At 73.8% G+C, this 12,579-nt stretch carries 12 protein-coding genes and 3 pseudogenes; 8 read left to right on the top strand and 7 right to left on the bottom strand.

Translation table 11 applies throughout. The features are described 5' to 3' along the window. Nucleotides 1-9: 9 nt before the first annotated feature. Nucleotides 10-840, top strand: a complete 831-nt coding sequence (locus tag BM536_RS06050; protein ID WP_094102635.1) for a DeoR/GlpR family DNA-binding transcription regulator — start codon at nucleotides 10-12, stop codon at nucleotides 838-840. Between the two features lie 54 nt (nucleotides 841-894). After that, nucleotides 895-1,370, top strand: a pseudogene (locus BM536_RS06045) (SRPBCC family protein). A 55-nt stretch (nucleotides 1,371-1,425) separates the two neighbouring features. Here the strand turns inward: BM536_RS06045 and cds1 are convergent. After that, entirely contained in the window at nucleotides 1,426-2,550 is a 1,125-nt protein-coding gene (cds1, locus tag BM536_RS06040; RefSeq protein WP_073491271.1) for an L-cysteine desulfhydrase Cds1, read from the bottom strand. Between the two features lie 372 nt (nucleotides 2,551-2,922). Here cds1 and BM536_RS06035 point away from each other — a divergent pair, with 372 nt between their 5' ends. Both BM536_RS06035 and BM536_RS06030 read left to right on the top strand, forming a co-directional pair. Continuing rightward, the gene (locus tag BM536_RS06035; RefSeq protein WP_073491272.1) at nucleotides 2,923-3,246 is read left to right on the top strand and encodes a hypothetical protein; all 324 of its coding nucleotides are present in this window, start codon (nucleotides 2,923-2,925) and stop codon (nucleotides 3,244-3,246) included. A gap of 270 nt (nucleotides 3,247-3,516) precedes the next feature. Beyond that, the gene (locus tag BM536_RS06030) at nucleotides 3,517-4,047 is read left to right on the top strand and encodes an ATP-binding protein (protein WP_073491273.1); all 531 of its coding nucleotides are present in this window, start codon (nucleotides 3,517-3,519) and stop codon (nucleotides 4,045-4,047) included. Nucleotides 4,048-4,219: 172 nt separating this feature from the next. Here BM536_RS06030 and BM536_RS06025 read toward each other — a convergent pair whose 3' ends face one another. Next, nucleotides 4,220-4,495: an SHOCT domain-containing protein gene (locus BM536_RS06025; protein WP_094102684.1), complete on the bottom strand. Its 276-nt coding sequence runs from the start codon at nucleotides 4,493-4,495 to the stop codon at nucleotides 4,220-4,222. Nucleotides 4,496-4,663: 168 nt separating this feature from the next. Between BM536_RS06025 and BM536_RS06020 the strand changes: the two genes are divergently transcribed. The 3 genes from BM536_RS06020 (at nucleotide 4,664) to BM536_RS06010 (ending at nucleotide 6,259) form a co-directional block, all read left to right on the top strand. After that, nucleotides 4,664-5,284: a TetR/AcrR family transcriptional regulator gene (locus BM536_RS06020; RefSeq protein ID WP_170109883.1), complete on the top strand. Its 621-nt coding sequence runs from the start codon at nucleotides 4,664-4,666 to the stop codon at nucleotides 5,282-5,284. Continuing rightward, the gene (locus BM536_RS06015) at nucleotides 5,260-5,844 is read left to right on the top strand and encodes a DUF4865 family protein (protein WP_073491274.1); all 585 of its coding nucleotides are present in this window, start codon (nucleotides 5,260-5,262) and stop codon (nucleotides 5,842-5,844) included. The genes BM536_RS06020 and BM536_RS06015 overlap by 25 nt, the downstream gene beginning before the upstream one ends. A gap of 229 nt (nucleotides 5,845-6,073) precedes the next feature. Beyond that, on the top strand, nucleotides 6,074-6,259 hold the full coding sequence (locus BM536_RS06010; protein WP_073491275.1) for a DUF1272 domain-containing protein: 186 nt from the start codon (nucleotides 6,074-6,076) through the stop codon (nucleotides 6,257-6,259). Nucleotides 6,260-6,281: 22 nt separating this feature from the next. Here the strand turns inward: BM536_RS06010 and BM536_RS06005 are convergent. The 4 genes and pseudogenes from BM536_RS06005 to BM536_RS05990 form a co-directional block, all read right to left on the bottom strand. Further along, nucleotides 6,282-6,703: pseudogene (locus BM536_RS06005) on the bottom strand (PPOX class F420-dependent oxidoreductase). 59 nt (nucleotides 6,704-6,762) lie between these two features. Next, on the bottom strand, nucleotides 6,763-7,653 hold the full coding sequence (locus BM536_RS06000) for an NAD(P)-dependent oxidoreductase (protein ID WP_073491277.1): 891 nt from the start codon (nucleotides 7,651-7,653) through the stop codon (nucleotides 6,763-6,765). Nucleotides 7,654-8,555: 902 nt separating this feature from the next. Continuing rightward, on the bottom strand, nucleotides 8,556-9,800 hold the full coding sequence (locus BM536_RS05995) for an ROK family protein (protein WP_094102633.1): 1,245 nt from the start codon (nucleotides 9,798-9,800) through the stop codon (nucleotides 8,556-8,558). 67 nt (nucleotides 9,801-9,867) lie between these two features. Continuing rightward, a complete protein-coding gene (locus BM536_RS05990) occupies nucleotides 9,868-10,530 on the bottom strand; it encodes an alpha-ketoglutarate-dependent dioxygenase AlkB family protein (RefSeq protein ID WP_094102632.1) in 663 nt (220 codons plus the stop codon). Between the two features lie 67 nt (nucleotides 10,531-10,597). Here BM536_RS05990 and BM536_RS05985 point away from each other — a divergent pair, with 67 nt between their 5' ends. Further along, nucleotides 10,598-11,734, top strand: coding sequence for a methyltransferase (locus tag BM536_RS05985; RefSeq protein ID WP_073491279.1), 1,137 nt, complete (start codon nucleotides 10,598-10,600; stop codon nucleotides 11,732-11,734). On the opposite strand, the pseudogene BM536_RS05980 reads toward BM536_RS05985, so the two are convergent. After that, a pseudogene (locus BM536_RS05980) lies at nucleotides 11,721-12,576 on the bottom strand (class II fructose-bisphosphate aldolase). The gene BM536_RS05985 and the pseudogene BM536_RS05980 sit on opposite strands and share 14 nt — an antisense overlap. Between the last annotated feature and the right edge of the window lie 3 nt (nucleotides 12,577-12,579).

The following is a 12,579-nucleotide window of genomic DNA, read 5'->3' as shown; positions in this document are numbered from 1 at the left end:
CGGAGCGTCGTGAGTGAGAATCAGAACCTCCTCGCGGAGCAGCGGCGCGCACTGATCCTGGACGAGGTCCGGCGCCGGGGCGGTGTCCGGGTCAACGAGCTGACCCGCAAGCTCGGCGTGTCGGACATGACGGTGCGCCGCGACCTCGACGCGCTGTCCCGGCAGGGTGTCCTGGAGAAGGTGCACGGCGGTGCGGTGCCGATCGTGGAGGCGAGCACGCACGAGCCCGGCTTCGAGGCCAAGTCCGGCCTGGAGCTGAGCGCCAAGGAGGACATCGCGCGGGCCGCGGCGGAGCTGGTCACGCCGGGCAGCGCGATCGCGCTGTCGGGAGGTACGACGACCTACGCGCTCGCCCATCAGCTGGTGGACGTGGCGGATCTGACGGTGGTGACCAACTCGGTGCGGGTGGCCGACGTCTTCCACGTGGCGCAGCGCACCTCGGGCCCCCGGCAGGGCGCGGCCACGGTCGTGCTGACCGGCGGGGTGCGCACGCCGTCCGACTCGCTGGTGGGGCCGGTCGCCGACCAGGCCATCGCGGCGCTCCACTTCGACGTGCTGTTCCTCGGCGTGCACGGGATATCGGCGGAGGCCGGTCTGTCGACGCCGAACCTGGCGGAGGCGGAGACCAACCGGCGGCTGGTGCAGTCGGCGCGCCGGGTCGTGGTGGTCGCCGACCACACCAAGTGGGGTGTGGTGGGCCTGAGTTCCTTCGCGGCGCTGGAGCAGGTCGACACGCTGGTGACGGACGCCGGGCTGCCGGGCGCGGCCCGCGCGGAGATCGCCGAGCATCTGCGGCGGCTGGTAGTCGCCGGTGAGCCCGCCGACGGTGCAGACATCTGACGGGACGCCGGTTAGGGTGACGCACCCGTTTTCCCGGTCCTAGGAGCTGTCGGCATGGCTCACCGTCTGCGTCCCGAAGGACTCGGCTTCCTCACGACCGCGCCGGTGCGGCTGGTCTTCGCGGAGGAGGTCGCCGCGGCGCCGGAGCAGGTCTTCCACGCACTGGCCGAGGACGTGACCGGGTGGGCCGCCTGGTTCCCCGCGGTGACGTCCGCTCGGGTGACCGAGGACGGTGCGGGGCGCGACGTACGGCTCAGGGGCGGCACGCGGTTCCGCGAATCCGTCCTCCTGTCGGAGGAACCCGAGGTGTACGCCTACCGGATCGACGTCACCAACGCGCCGGGGACGCGGGCCCTGGTCGAGGAGTGGCGGCTGGCGCCGGCCGGTTCGGGGACGCGGGTGCGGTGGACGTTCGCCGCGGACGGGACGGCCGCCTTCCGGGGTGCGCTGCGGCTGGCCGGCCGGGCATGGGGCGGAGCTTTCGGGGCGCGGTGGCGCTGCTGGACCGGCGCATCGCCGGGCGGGCGTGAGAGACGGCCGGGCAGCGGATCCGGCGCGGAACGGACGCGGATCGGTCGTGCCCCCTCAGTCCGTCCACACCCCCGTCGCCAGCAGGGAGGCGATCGCGGCGCTGTACGGGCCGATGTTCAGGCCCTGTTCGGCGAGCCAGGCGTCGGAGTAGTACTTGTCGAGGTAGCGGTCGCCGGGGTCGCACAGCAGGGTGACCACGCTGCCCTGCCGGCCCTCGGCCACCATCTCGGCGACGATCTTCAAGGCGCTCCACAGGCCGGTGCCCGTCGAGCCGCCCGCCTTGCGGCCGATGGCGCCCTCCAGGGCGCGGACGGCGGCCACGCTGGCGGCGTCCGGGACCTTCATCATCCGGTCGACGGCGCCGGGCACGAAGCTGGGCTCCATGCGGGGCCGCCCGATGCCCTCGATCCGTGAGCCGCAGTCGCAGGTGACGTCCGGATCGCCGGTGGTCCAGCCCTCGAAGAAGCAGGAGTTCTCGGGGTCGGCGACGCAGATGCGGGTGTCGTGCTGTGTGTAGTGGACGTACCGGGCGAGGGTCGCGGAGGTGCCGCCGGTGCCGGCCGTGGCGACGATCCACGCGGGCTCCGGGAAGCGCTCCAGCTCCAGTTGGCGGAAGATGGATTCGGCGATGTTGTTGTTGCCGCGCCAGTCCGTGGCCCGCTCGGCGTAGGTGAACTGGTCCATGTAGTGGCCGCCGGTGTCGGTCGCGAGGCGGGCGGACTCCTCGTACATCTTCCGTGAGTCGTCCACGAAGTGGCACTGTCCCCCGTGGAACTGGATCAGGCGGATCTTCTCGGGGCTCGTCGTGCGGGGCATGACGGCGATGAAGGGCACGCCGATCAGCTTGGCGAAGTAGGCCTCGGAGACGGCCGTCGAACCGCTGGACGCCTCGATCACCGGGCGGTCCGGCCTGATCCAGCCGTTGCACAGCGCGTACAGGAAGAGGGAGCGGGCGAGCCGGTGCTTGAGGCTGCCGGTGGGGTGGGTCGACTCGTCCTTCAGATAGAGGTCGATGCCCCACCGCTCGGGCAACGGGAAGCGCAGCAGGTGGGTGTCGGCGGAGCGGTTGGCGTCGGCCTGGACCTTGCGGACGGCTTCTTTCAGCCAGCGGCGGTAGGCGGAATCGCTGCGGTCGACGTCGAGGGTCACGCCGGTCCGGGTCTGCTGGGTGCTGGTCACGGCGGGGCTCCTTCGTGCGGGGCGCCGGCGGCGCCTCACGCGGCCGACACCTCGATCATAGGCAGCTTTCACACGCTTCTCACCTGCATAAACGCATCTTTGAGGGCCCCAAAGGAGGCCATGGGGACGGCGGGTACACCGACGGGGGCGCATTCGCGCGAGTGCTCCGGGCGCCCCCGGACCGGGCGTCGTGCGTACTGGTGCTCCACGCCCCGCGCGGGCAGACTGCACCCGGCGGGACGGGAGGTTCCGCACGGGGACGATCCGCACTGGATCAAGGCACCCCGCAGGGGGCGCACACTGGAGATCACGAGCTGGTTTCCGGCCCGCTCAGGAACATGGGCCGGCACACCCACGCGCAAGGGGGCGGGGATGGCGGAGCCGGAGTTCACGGCGACGGGCGTACGGATCGGGAAGCGACTGCGCTCGCTCACCCGGGCCGGACAGGTCCGGATCAACGACGGCAGGCTTGAGTTGCTCACCAGCTACGGCAGCGAGATCGACAGCGCGCCGGTGCAGGCGGTACGCGCCTCCCGGCCCTGGTTCGCCCCGGAGGACCGGGCGCTGGCCGACCTCAACGGCAACCGCTACCTGCTGACCCTGGGCGACCACGACCCGGCACCCGGTGAGCCTGGGCCCCCCGCGGCACGCCGGTTCATCGAGGCCGTACGCAGGGCGGCGGGACGCAAGGACTGACGGGCGGGCCGCGGCACCCAGCCGCCCCGGGTCCCGCGGGTCCCGCGGGGCGGAGAACCGCACGGACCCGGAGTGGCCGCACGGCGACCGCGAGTTGCGCACTCCTGCCTCCTGGGCCACGCTGTTCTCACGTCACTCTGGGTTTACCGGCGATAACGCTGCGAACCAGCCCGCCGGCCATGTCAGCAGGCGGCCGCCCTAGCGCAGACGTACTGCTCCGATCGATCCGAACTCCGTGTTCTTCCGGACTCAAGTCGGGGAGTCGCAGCCGTGATCAGCAACCCAAGCAGGCATTGCACGGTAGAGCTCCAAGCTTTGCCGTCGCGGATCGGCCAAGTCCGCAGAATCGTGTCGGCGCAACTGCGCTACTGGCATCTCGATCCCCTCATAGACCGGGCGGCACTCGGCGTGACCGAGCTGTTGACCAACGTCCATCTGCACGCCCAGCCCGACAAGACGTGCACCGTGGAGCTGGAACTGCTCCTCGACCGGCTCACGGTCTCGGTGCGCGACCACGACCCCCGGCTTCCGGAGGTCGACGGCATCGACGCGGTCGACTCGTTCGCCACCTGCGGGCGAGGGCTCGCCATGGTGGCCGCGGTGAGCGAGGACTGGGGCGCCCGGCCGGACGGCGAGTCCGGCAAGGTCGTCTGGTTCACGCTGCCGGCGGCGGTCGTGGCACCTGAGCGGGCGGCGCGGCCTCCGCGCCGGCTGGCCGCGGACCGGCTCTTCCCGGAGGTCGTGACGGTCGGCGACCTCAGCCCCGCACATGCTCCCGCCCGGTCGGCCGTCGTCGGCTGACCGGGCGGTGACCCCTTTGCCGTACGACGGAGTCATGCAGCGGGCCGGGCGCCGGGGCGGCCGCCCCTCACCACCGGGACCACTCCCTCACGACGGCCCGCGGTACGTCCGGGCGTGCCCCGCAGGCACCGGGCCGGGCGCAGGCCCGCCAGAACTCCCGCGACGAGGCCCGTCAGGCACCGCCCTCACGGCCGAACCGCTCGTCCAGGACGGAGAGTCGGCGCCAGTACTCGTCCTCGTCGATGTCGCCGGAGGCGAAGCGGCAGCCGAGGACCGCGAGGGGGGAGTCGCCGCTCGGTCGGGGGTCGGCGGCCCAGGGGCCGCTGCGGCCGCACCACCCCGTGCGGCGCAGGAGGGTCACGACGCCGATCACGACGGCAGCCCGGATCAGCGGGAGGAACAGGATCCACGGGCCGGGACCACCGCCCCGGTTCGCCAGAGTCTGCATCTCGGTCATCTCCCAGATAGGTGTTCCGGTGCTGCCCCGAGACTCCCGCCGGGGGGCCCGGTCGTCGTAGGGCGGCGGCAGCGCCACTGCCTCCCGGGGAGTACGCGCGTACGCGTGGGTGGCTCCCGCATGCTCGGTCCTCGGTGCTCGACTTCTGTAACTACCAGTATGTACAGTCGAGGCGTGAGCACTGCGGAGCGACTGATCGAGTCCACCCGGGAGCTGCTCTGGGAGCGCGGTTACGTGGGCACCAGCCCGAAGGCGATCCTGGAGCGGGCCGGCGCCGGACAGGGCAGCATGTACCACCACTTCACGGGGAAGCCGGACCTCGCCCTGGCGGCGATCCGACGGACGGCCGACGAGCTGCGTGCCGCGGCAGAGGCAGTGCTCGACGGGCCCGGAACCCCGTACGAGCGCATCGAGGCCTATCTGCGCCGCGAGCGGGACGTGCTGCGCGGCTGCCCGGTCGGCCGGCTGACGATGGACCCGGACGTCGTCGCCAGCGACGAGCTGCGCGCGCCGGTCGACGCGACCCTCGACGCGATCCGCGAGCGCATCGCCGGGATCGTCGAGGAGGGCAAGGAGCAGGGTCAGTTCGGGCCGGAGCTGGACGGCGAGGCGATCGCGGCGACCGTCCTCGCGACGGTGCAGGGCGGCTACGTCCTCGCACGCGCGTCCGGCTCGCCCGCCGCCTTCGACGCGGGCGTCCGCGGCCTGCTCTCCCTGCTCCACCCACAGGACCACCCCACCGTCCGAGGAGCCCGATGCACGCGATGCAGTACGAACTGACGCTGCCCGCCGACTACGACACCGGGATCGTCCGCGCGCGCGTGGCCCGCGTCGGACACTTCCTGGACGACTGGCAGGGCCTGGGGGTCAAGGCGTACCTGCTGCGCGAGCGCGGGGTGCACGGATCGCCGGTCAGCCAGTACGCGCCGTTCTACCTGTGGAACACCACGGAGGGCATGAACGCCTTCCTGTTCGGCGGCCCCTTCCAGGCCCTGAGCGACGACTTCGGGCGTCCGGCGGTACGGCAGTGGACGGGCCTGGCGTACGAGGAGGGCGTCGCCGCCGGTTCCCCGGCCCTGTTCGCCGTACGACACCGTGTGCCGGTGCCGGACGGGGCGGTGCACGCCGAGGTGGCGCGGGAGGCGGCGGAGGAGGCCGGGCGGCTGGCGCGGCAGGACGGGGCGGTCCTCGCGGCGGCGGCCGTCGACACCAGCCGGTGGGAGGCCGTGCACTTCTCGCTGTGGGAGCACGGCACGCCGGAGGCGGACGGGGACCTGTTCCAGGTGCTGCACCTGTCGGCGCCGGGACGCTCGGCCCTGCCCGGTGGCCGCGGGTGGTGAACCGCGTTCGCCGTCGGCGAGGAGGCGTGCGGGGATGAGGCGTGCGGGGATGCTGACGGAGAATCCCGGGCGGGCCTTCGGCGCGCGGTGGAGGTAGCCCTCGCCCGAGAGACCCGGGGGCCATGGCCCGATCGTGTCGATCTCCGGCCCGCCGCACGGCTGCCGTGGGCGGTGGATGTGCCGAGGATGGGCTGCGAGACCACACACCGTCCACGAGGAGCGCCCGGCCATGGCCCTGGAGATGCGCGACCGCTGCGAGCGCTGCACGACGGCGGCCCTGCCGTACGACGCGCCCGCCCGTATCTGTTCCTACGAGTGCACCTTCTGCGTGCCGTGCGCCGAGGCCATGGGGGACGTCTGCCCCAACTGCGGGGGCGAGTTGGTGGCCCGGCCCCACCGCGCCGCACCGGCGTGACGGTGCGGCCGGGCCGGTGCCGTCACGGCGACGGCTGTTCGCTGTCCTTCATCGCGCCCCAGCCGTGCCAGCGGTCGACCTCGATCCAGGCGCTGACGCGGGCCCGCACCCGGTCCGGGTAGGGGTTGCCGGTGTAGTGCGAGGAGATGCGGTCGATGTCGGCAAGGCCCTCGTCGTCGCGCAGTTCGGTCACGCGGCCGATGAGGGTGACGTGGGTGTACCAGTTCTCGCCGTCCAGGACGGTGAGGGTGACGCGGGGGTCGCGGCGCAGGTGCTTCAGCCGGACCCGGCTCTCGTCGAGGTTGATCAGGACCCGGCCCTCGTCCCACACGTACCAGGTGGGCGTGGACACGGGGGTGCCGTCGGCGCGCAGGTCGCCATCACGCAGGGGTTGGGACGGCTCAGCAGTGCGACGGCCTCGGGCGGCAGTGGCGGCTCGGACATGCGGTTCCTCCTCGGAGAGTGGGCGAGAGTGGGGGCGGTGCACGGCTTCGTCCCGCCGGTCAGGCGGGCGGCTGGTCCTCGAAGCTGGCGAAGTAGGCGGCGGCCATGTCCTCGTCGGCGTGGCCCTGGACGACGGCACGCTCCAGGCGGTCTGCGGTCGCGGCGGCCACGTCCAGCCGGACACCGCGCTTGGCGCCCGCCTCGACGATCAGACGGGCGTCCTTGGCGGCGGTGGCCACGCCGAACTGCGGCGGCGTGAGCCGGTCTTCGAGTACCAGCGCGGACTTGGCCCGCAGATAGCCCATGTCCAGGGGGCCGCCGGCGATCAGCTCGAAGAAGTCGTTCGGGTCGACGTCGAGGGCCTTGGACAGGGCCAGGACCTCGCCGGCGGCGGCGGTGGCCGCGAGCACCCAGCTGTTGGCGACCAGCTTCAGGCGGGTGGCGGTGCCGGCCGCGCCGTCCTCACCGGTCCACACCGTGCGGACGCCCACCGCGTCCAGGACGGGACGCACGGCGTCGCGGTGGGCGTCCGGCCCGGCCGCCAGCACGGTCAGCTGACCGGCCTCGGCGGGCCGGCGGGTGCCCAGCACGGGCGCGTCGAAGAAGACGAGGCCGTTGTCGCGGGCGAACGCTGCCAGGTCCTCGACGGCGTCGACACCGGCGGTCGTCGACTGCACCCAGGCGGTGCCCTCCCGCAGTCCGGGGGCCGCCGCGCGCATGGCTTCCAGGGCGGCGGGCCCGTCGTGGACCATGGTCAGCACGACATCGGCGTCACGGACCGCGTCGGCCGGGCTGCCCGCGACGGCGATGCCGTCGGCGGCCAGCGGCTCGGCCTTGGCGCGGGTGCGGTTCCAGGCGCGGACGGTGTGTCCGGCGCGGGCGAGGTTGCGGGCCATCGCGGCACCCATGATGCCGGTGCCCAGCACACTCACGGTCAGCTTGTCGGTCATGACGGCAACTTCCTGATCCATAGCGGGGGTACTTCGGACGGTACGGGACGGGACGGCGTCACTTCGACGCGGCACGCATCAGGTCGGCCGGCCGTGCCCGGTGACCGTTCGGCACCGGACCGGGCCGCCAGGGGCTTGATCGTGCGGGTACGACAGCCGCCGGGAGGCGGAGGCTCGGCCATCGAGGGTCCTCCTGCGAGTGCGACGCGCCGTGGTGACCTGCGTCGAGCCGTGCCGCCGGTCCGGCCGGCGCAGCGGCGGGCTCCAACCGCCACCTCGGCGTCCGTCGGGCCGGTCGCACCGTGCCGGTCGAGGGCCTCGCCGGCGTCACGGTGACCGGGGCCGGGCGACCGGTCGGGGTGCTGACGGCCTGTCACGGCTATGTCGGGAGCGCCCCCTCGCACGGGGACCGCGCGGGACCGGAGCGACACGGTGGCACGGTGGAGCCGGTCCCCCTCCGTCGAGGGACTCGTCACCTGTGCACTGGCCACCGGAAGGCGAGGGCGGGAGCGTCGACGACCGGATGCCTCGGGCGCCGGAGGACGGCCGCACCTCCAGTCGGCACGGCTGGACCCCGGCCAACTCCTGCTCGACGGCCCCCGTGGCCGTCACGCCCGCCCCTCTGACCAGGCGCCGATCGGGCCGGGTACGCCACTCCGCCGGTGCCGACGCGCCAGGCGCCGACCGTGACGGGTGCACCACCCCGCCGGTGCCGACGCGCCACGCACCGACCGGGCCGGGCACGCCGTCCCGCCAGCGCCCACACGCCACGCACCCACCCAGCCGGGCACACCACCCCACCAACCCCCACACGCCACGCACCGACCGGGCCGGCCGCCTGACGGCGACGATGGAGGACTTCCGAGCGGACGCCTGCCCCTAACGGCGCCTGCCCCGGCCCCCTATCGGCCGCTCAGCGCCGCCAGCGGATCGTCCAGCACCGGCTGCCAGGCCAGCTCCGCCGCTCCGACCAGGCTGTTGTGGTCGAGGGAGCAGGCGAGGATGGGGACGCCACCGCTGCGGCCCCACAGGCTGCGGTCGGCGACGACCGCGCGGAGCCGGTCGGGGTCGGTGTCCAGGAGGGTGCGGTGCAGGCCGCCGAGGATGATGCGGTCGGGGTTGAGGATGTTGACCAGGCCCGCCAGGCCCAGGCCGAGGCGGTCGATCAGGGCCTCCGCGGCCGTGTGGACGACGGGGTCGGCGTACTCCTCGCGGATCAGTTCGTTGGCCTGCTGGAGCAGGGAGCCCTCGGGGCCGGGCTCGCGGCCGGCCGTGGTGAGCAGCGCCAGGGGGTCGGCCTCGACGTCGAGGCAGCCGCGGCTGCCGCAGTGGCAGGGGCGGCCCTCGGGGTTGACGGTGAGGTGCCCGACTTCGAGGGCGAGGCCCGAACTGCCCGTGTGCAGGCGGCCGTCGAGGACCAGCGCGCCACCGACCCCGCGGTGGCCGGTGGCCACGCACAGCAGATCGCGGGCGCCGCGTCCGGCGCCGTGCCGGTGTTCGGCGAGGGCGGCCGCGTTGACGTCGTTGGCGGCGAACGCGGGACCGTCGACGCCCGCCGCGCGAACCCGCTCGGCGAAGATCTCCCGTACCGGCGCCCCCACCGGCCAGGCCAGGTGGAGCGGGTTCAGCGCGAGGCCCTCGGGTGCGGTCACCGCGGACGGCACGGCGAGTCCGGCGCCCACGCAGCGCCGGCCGGTCCGTCGCAGCAGGTCGGCGCCCGCGTCCACGGCGGCGCCGAGCACCTTGGCCGGGTCGGCGTCGACGGCCTCGCAGCTGGGGGTCGTGGCGACGATGCGCCCCCCGAGGCCGACCAGTGCGGCCCGGAAGCCGTCGGCGTGCACCTGGGCGGCCAGCACGACGGGGCCCTCCTCGTCGACCTCGAGCCGGTGGGAGGGCCGGCCCTGCGAGCCGGCGGCGGCGCCGGGCCGTGCGTCGACCCGGATCAGCCCCAGCGCCTCCAGTTCGGCGGCGACCGCGCCCGCCGTGGCACGGGTGACACCGAGTTCGGCGGTGAGCACCGCGCGGGTCGGCGCCCGCCCGGTGTGCACGAGCTCCAGCGCGGGACCGAGCGCACCGCGCCCCCGGTCCAGCCGCGCCCTCGAGGTGGTCCCATCCCCCGCCGGCCGGGGGTCCGCCTTGCCGCTCATGAGGGCGAGTCTCCCATGATCCGCCAGGGCGTTTGCCTCGGATCGGCCCTGCCCCGGACCGGGGGCGTCAGGGAGCGTCGGAGAAGCCGCCGACCCGCAGGGTGACGTTCAGTCTGCCGGTCAGGCCCAGCCCGGCCGGAGCCGTCCCCGGAAACACCCGCGGCACGCCGTGGTAGGCGAGCCGGGAGGGCCCGCCGAACACGAACAGGTCGCCGCTGCGCAGCTCGACGTCGGTGTAGGGGCGGGTACGGGTCTCGGTGTTGCCGAAGCGGAACACGCAGGTGTCGCCGAGGCTGAGGGACACCACGGGCGCCTCCGACTTCTCGTCGGCGTCGCGGTGCATGCCCATGCGGGCGTCGCCGTCGTAGAAGTTGATCAGCGCGATGTCGTACGCCGCCCGCCCGGCGGTCTGCGGGCCGAGCGCGTCGGTCACCGCCCGTCGGCCCAGCTCGCCCAGCCAGGCGGGGAAGGGCTTCACGGGGGCGCCGTCGCCGTCGACGACCGTGCTGGCGTAGGCGTACGGGTACCAGTGCAGTCCGAGGCAGACCTGGCGGGCGGTCATGGTGCCGCCGCCGGGTGTGCGGACGGTGCGCAGTCCGGCGGGCGGGCGGGCCCAGTCCCGGCAGGCCGCCAGCAGCTCCCGCTGAGCGGTCGTGTCCAGCCAGTCCGGCAGGTGCACGGCGCCCGGCGCGATCTCCGCGCGTTCCCGGGGAAACAGCTCGGTGTCCATGGCACCATCCTGCCCCACCGGGTCTGAGCTGCGGCTGGGCTAGCCTTGACCCACGATGAACGACCGTATGACGACGCCGTGGGGCGAGGTCGCACTGGCCCGCCACCCCGAGGACCCGCGTGACAGGCTGCGCGCCTGGGACGCCTCCGACGCGTACCTGTTGCGCCACCTGGAAGAGCAGGACGTTCCGCTGTCCGGCACGGTCGTCGTGCTCGGTGACCGCTGGGGCGCGCTGGTCACGGCGCTGGCCGGGCACCGCCCGACCCAGATCACCGATTCCTGGCTGGGGCAGGAGGCGACCCGGGCGAACCTCGCCCGCAACGGCGTCGAGCCCGGTTCCGTGCGGCTGCTGACCACGCAGGACCCGCCGCCCGAGCGGGTCGACGTACTGCTGGTACGGGTGCCGAAGAGCCTCGCGCTGCTGGAGGACCAGTTGCTGCGGCTGGCGCCCTCGGTGCACGCGGGGACGGTCGTGGTCGGCACCGGCATGGTCAAGGAGATCCACACCTCGACCCTCCAGCTGTTCGAGCGGATCCTCGGCCCCACCCGCACCTCCCTCGCCCGGCAGAAGGCCCGGCTGGTCTTCTGCACTCCCGACCCCGCGCTGGAGCGACCGGCCAACCCGTGGCCGTACGGCTACGACCTCCCCGCCGACGTCGGTCCGCTGTCCGGGCGGCCGGTCGTCAACCACGCGGGGGTGTTCTGCGCCGACCGGCTCGACATCGGCACCCGGTTCCTCCTCGGGCATCTGCCGCGGACGGCGGGCGCGCAGCGGGTCGTCGACCTGGGTTGCGGCAACGGCGTCGTGGGGACGGCGGTGGCGCTGGCCAACCCGCAGGCGGAGGTGCTGTTCACGGACGAGTCGTTCCAGGCGGTGGCCTCCGCGGAGGCGACGTACCGGGCCAACGGGGTTCCGGGGCACGGTGAGTTCCGGGTCGGCGACGGGCTCGCGGGAGTGGCGGACGACAGCGTGGACCTCGTGCTGAACAACCCGCCCTTCCACTCCCACCAGGCCACGACGGACGCCACGGCCTGGCGGATGTTCACCGGGGCGCACCGCGTGCTGCGGCCGGGCGGTGAGCTGTGGGTGGTCGGCAACCGGCACCTCGGGTACCACGTGAAGCTGCGGCGCCTGTTCGGCAACAGTCGACTGGTCGCCGGTGACCCGAAGTTCGTGGTGCTGAAGGCCGTCAAGCGGGGCTGAGCCGACTGCTGATCCGCTCGACGGTGTACGCCATCGCCTCCCGTCCGGCGGCGAGGTAGCTCCGCACGTCGACCGCGTCGGGATGCGCGGCCAGGTGGTCACGGATCGCGCCGGTCATCGCCTGGTTGAGGGCCGTGCCGATGTTGACCTTGGTGATGCCGCCCGCGACGGCCGCCCGCAGCTCGTCGTCGGGCAGGCCGGAGGAGCCGTGCAGCACGAGCGGCACCTCCACGGAATCCCGTAGCCGCCGCAGGAGTCCGTGGTCGAGGGTGGCGGTGCGGGTGGTCATCGCGTGGACGCTGCCGACGGCGACGGCCAGGGCGTCCACGCGCGCGTCGGCCACGAAGGCGCGGGCCTCGGTGGGATCGGTGCGGGCTCCGGGGGGCGTGGGCGTCGCGCGCGGGTCGCCCGTCCTTGCCGCCGATCTCCCCCAACTCCGCTTCGATCCAGAGGCCTTGGGCGTGCGCCCGGTCGGCCGCCGCGCGGGTGGAGGCGAGGTTGTCGTCGTAGGGGAGGTGCGAGGCGTCGTACATCACGGAGCTGAATCCGGCGTCCGCCGCCTCCTGGAGCAGGGCCTCGGTCCGTATGTGGTCCAGGTGCAACGCGACCGGCACGGTGGCCCGTTCGGCGGCGGTGGCGGCCGCGCGGGCGAGCGGGAGGAGGCGGCCGTGGCGGAACCTGACGGCGTTCTCGCTGACCTGGAGGACGACGGACACCCCGGCGTTCTCCGCGCCGGTGATGACCGCCTCGACGTGTTCGAGGGTGATGATGTTGCAGGCGAGGACGGCGGTGCGGGCCGCTCGGGCCCGGGTGACCAGGTCACCGGTGGTGGTGAGGGGCACGGG

The organism is Streptomyces phaeoluteigriseus, assembly GCF_001896135.2.
GTDB classification, from domain to species: domain Bacteria; phylum Actinomycetota; class Actinomycetes; order Streptomycetales; family Streptomycetaceae; genus Streptomyces; species Streptomyces phaeoluteigriseus.
The sequence above is the reverse complement of the archived record's forward strand: the minus strand, read 5'-3'. Positions and strand labels throughout refer to the sequence as shown.

Coding starts and splice junctions, on each gene's coding strand:
- BM536_RS06035 (WP_073491272.1), top strand. CDS start 2,923: ATGGCGGAGCCGGAGTTCACGGCGACGGGCGTACGGATCGGGAAGCGA.
- BM536_RS06025 (WP_094102684.1), bottom strand. CDS start 4,495: ATGCAGACTCTGGCGAACCGGGGCGGTGGTCCCGGCCCGTGGATCCTG.
- BM536_RS06020 (WP_170109883.1), top strand. CDS start 4,664: ATGTACAGTCGAGGCGTGAGCACTGCGGAGCGACTGATCGAGTCCACC.
- BM536_RS06015 (WP_073491274.1), top strand. CDS start 5,260: ATGCACGCGATGCAGTACGAACTGACGCTGCCCGCCGACTACGACACC.
- BM536_RS06010 (WP_073491275.1), top strand. CDS start 6,074: ATGGCCCTGGAGATGCGCGACCGCTGCGAGCGCTGCACGACGGCGGCC.
- BM536_RS06000 (WP_073491277.1), bottom strand. CDS start 7,653: ATGACCGACAAGCTGACCGTGAGTGTGCTGGGCACCGGCATCATGGGT.
- BM536_RS05995 (WP_094102633.1), bottom strand. CDS start 9,800: ATGAGCGGCAAGGCGGACCCCCGGCCGGCGGGGGATGGGACCACCTCG.
- BM536_RS05990 (WP_094102632.1), bottom strand. CDS start 10,530: ATGGACACCGAGCTGTTTCCCCGGGAACGCGCGGAGATCGCGCCGGGC.
- BM536_RS05985 (WP_073491279.1), top strand. CDS start 10,598: ATGACGACGCCGTGGGGCGAGGTCGCACTGGCCCGCCACCCCGAGGAC.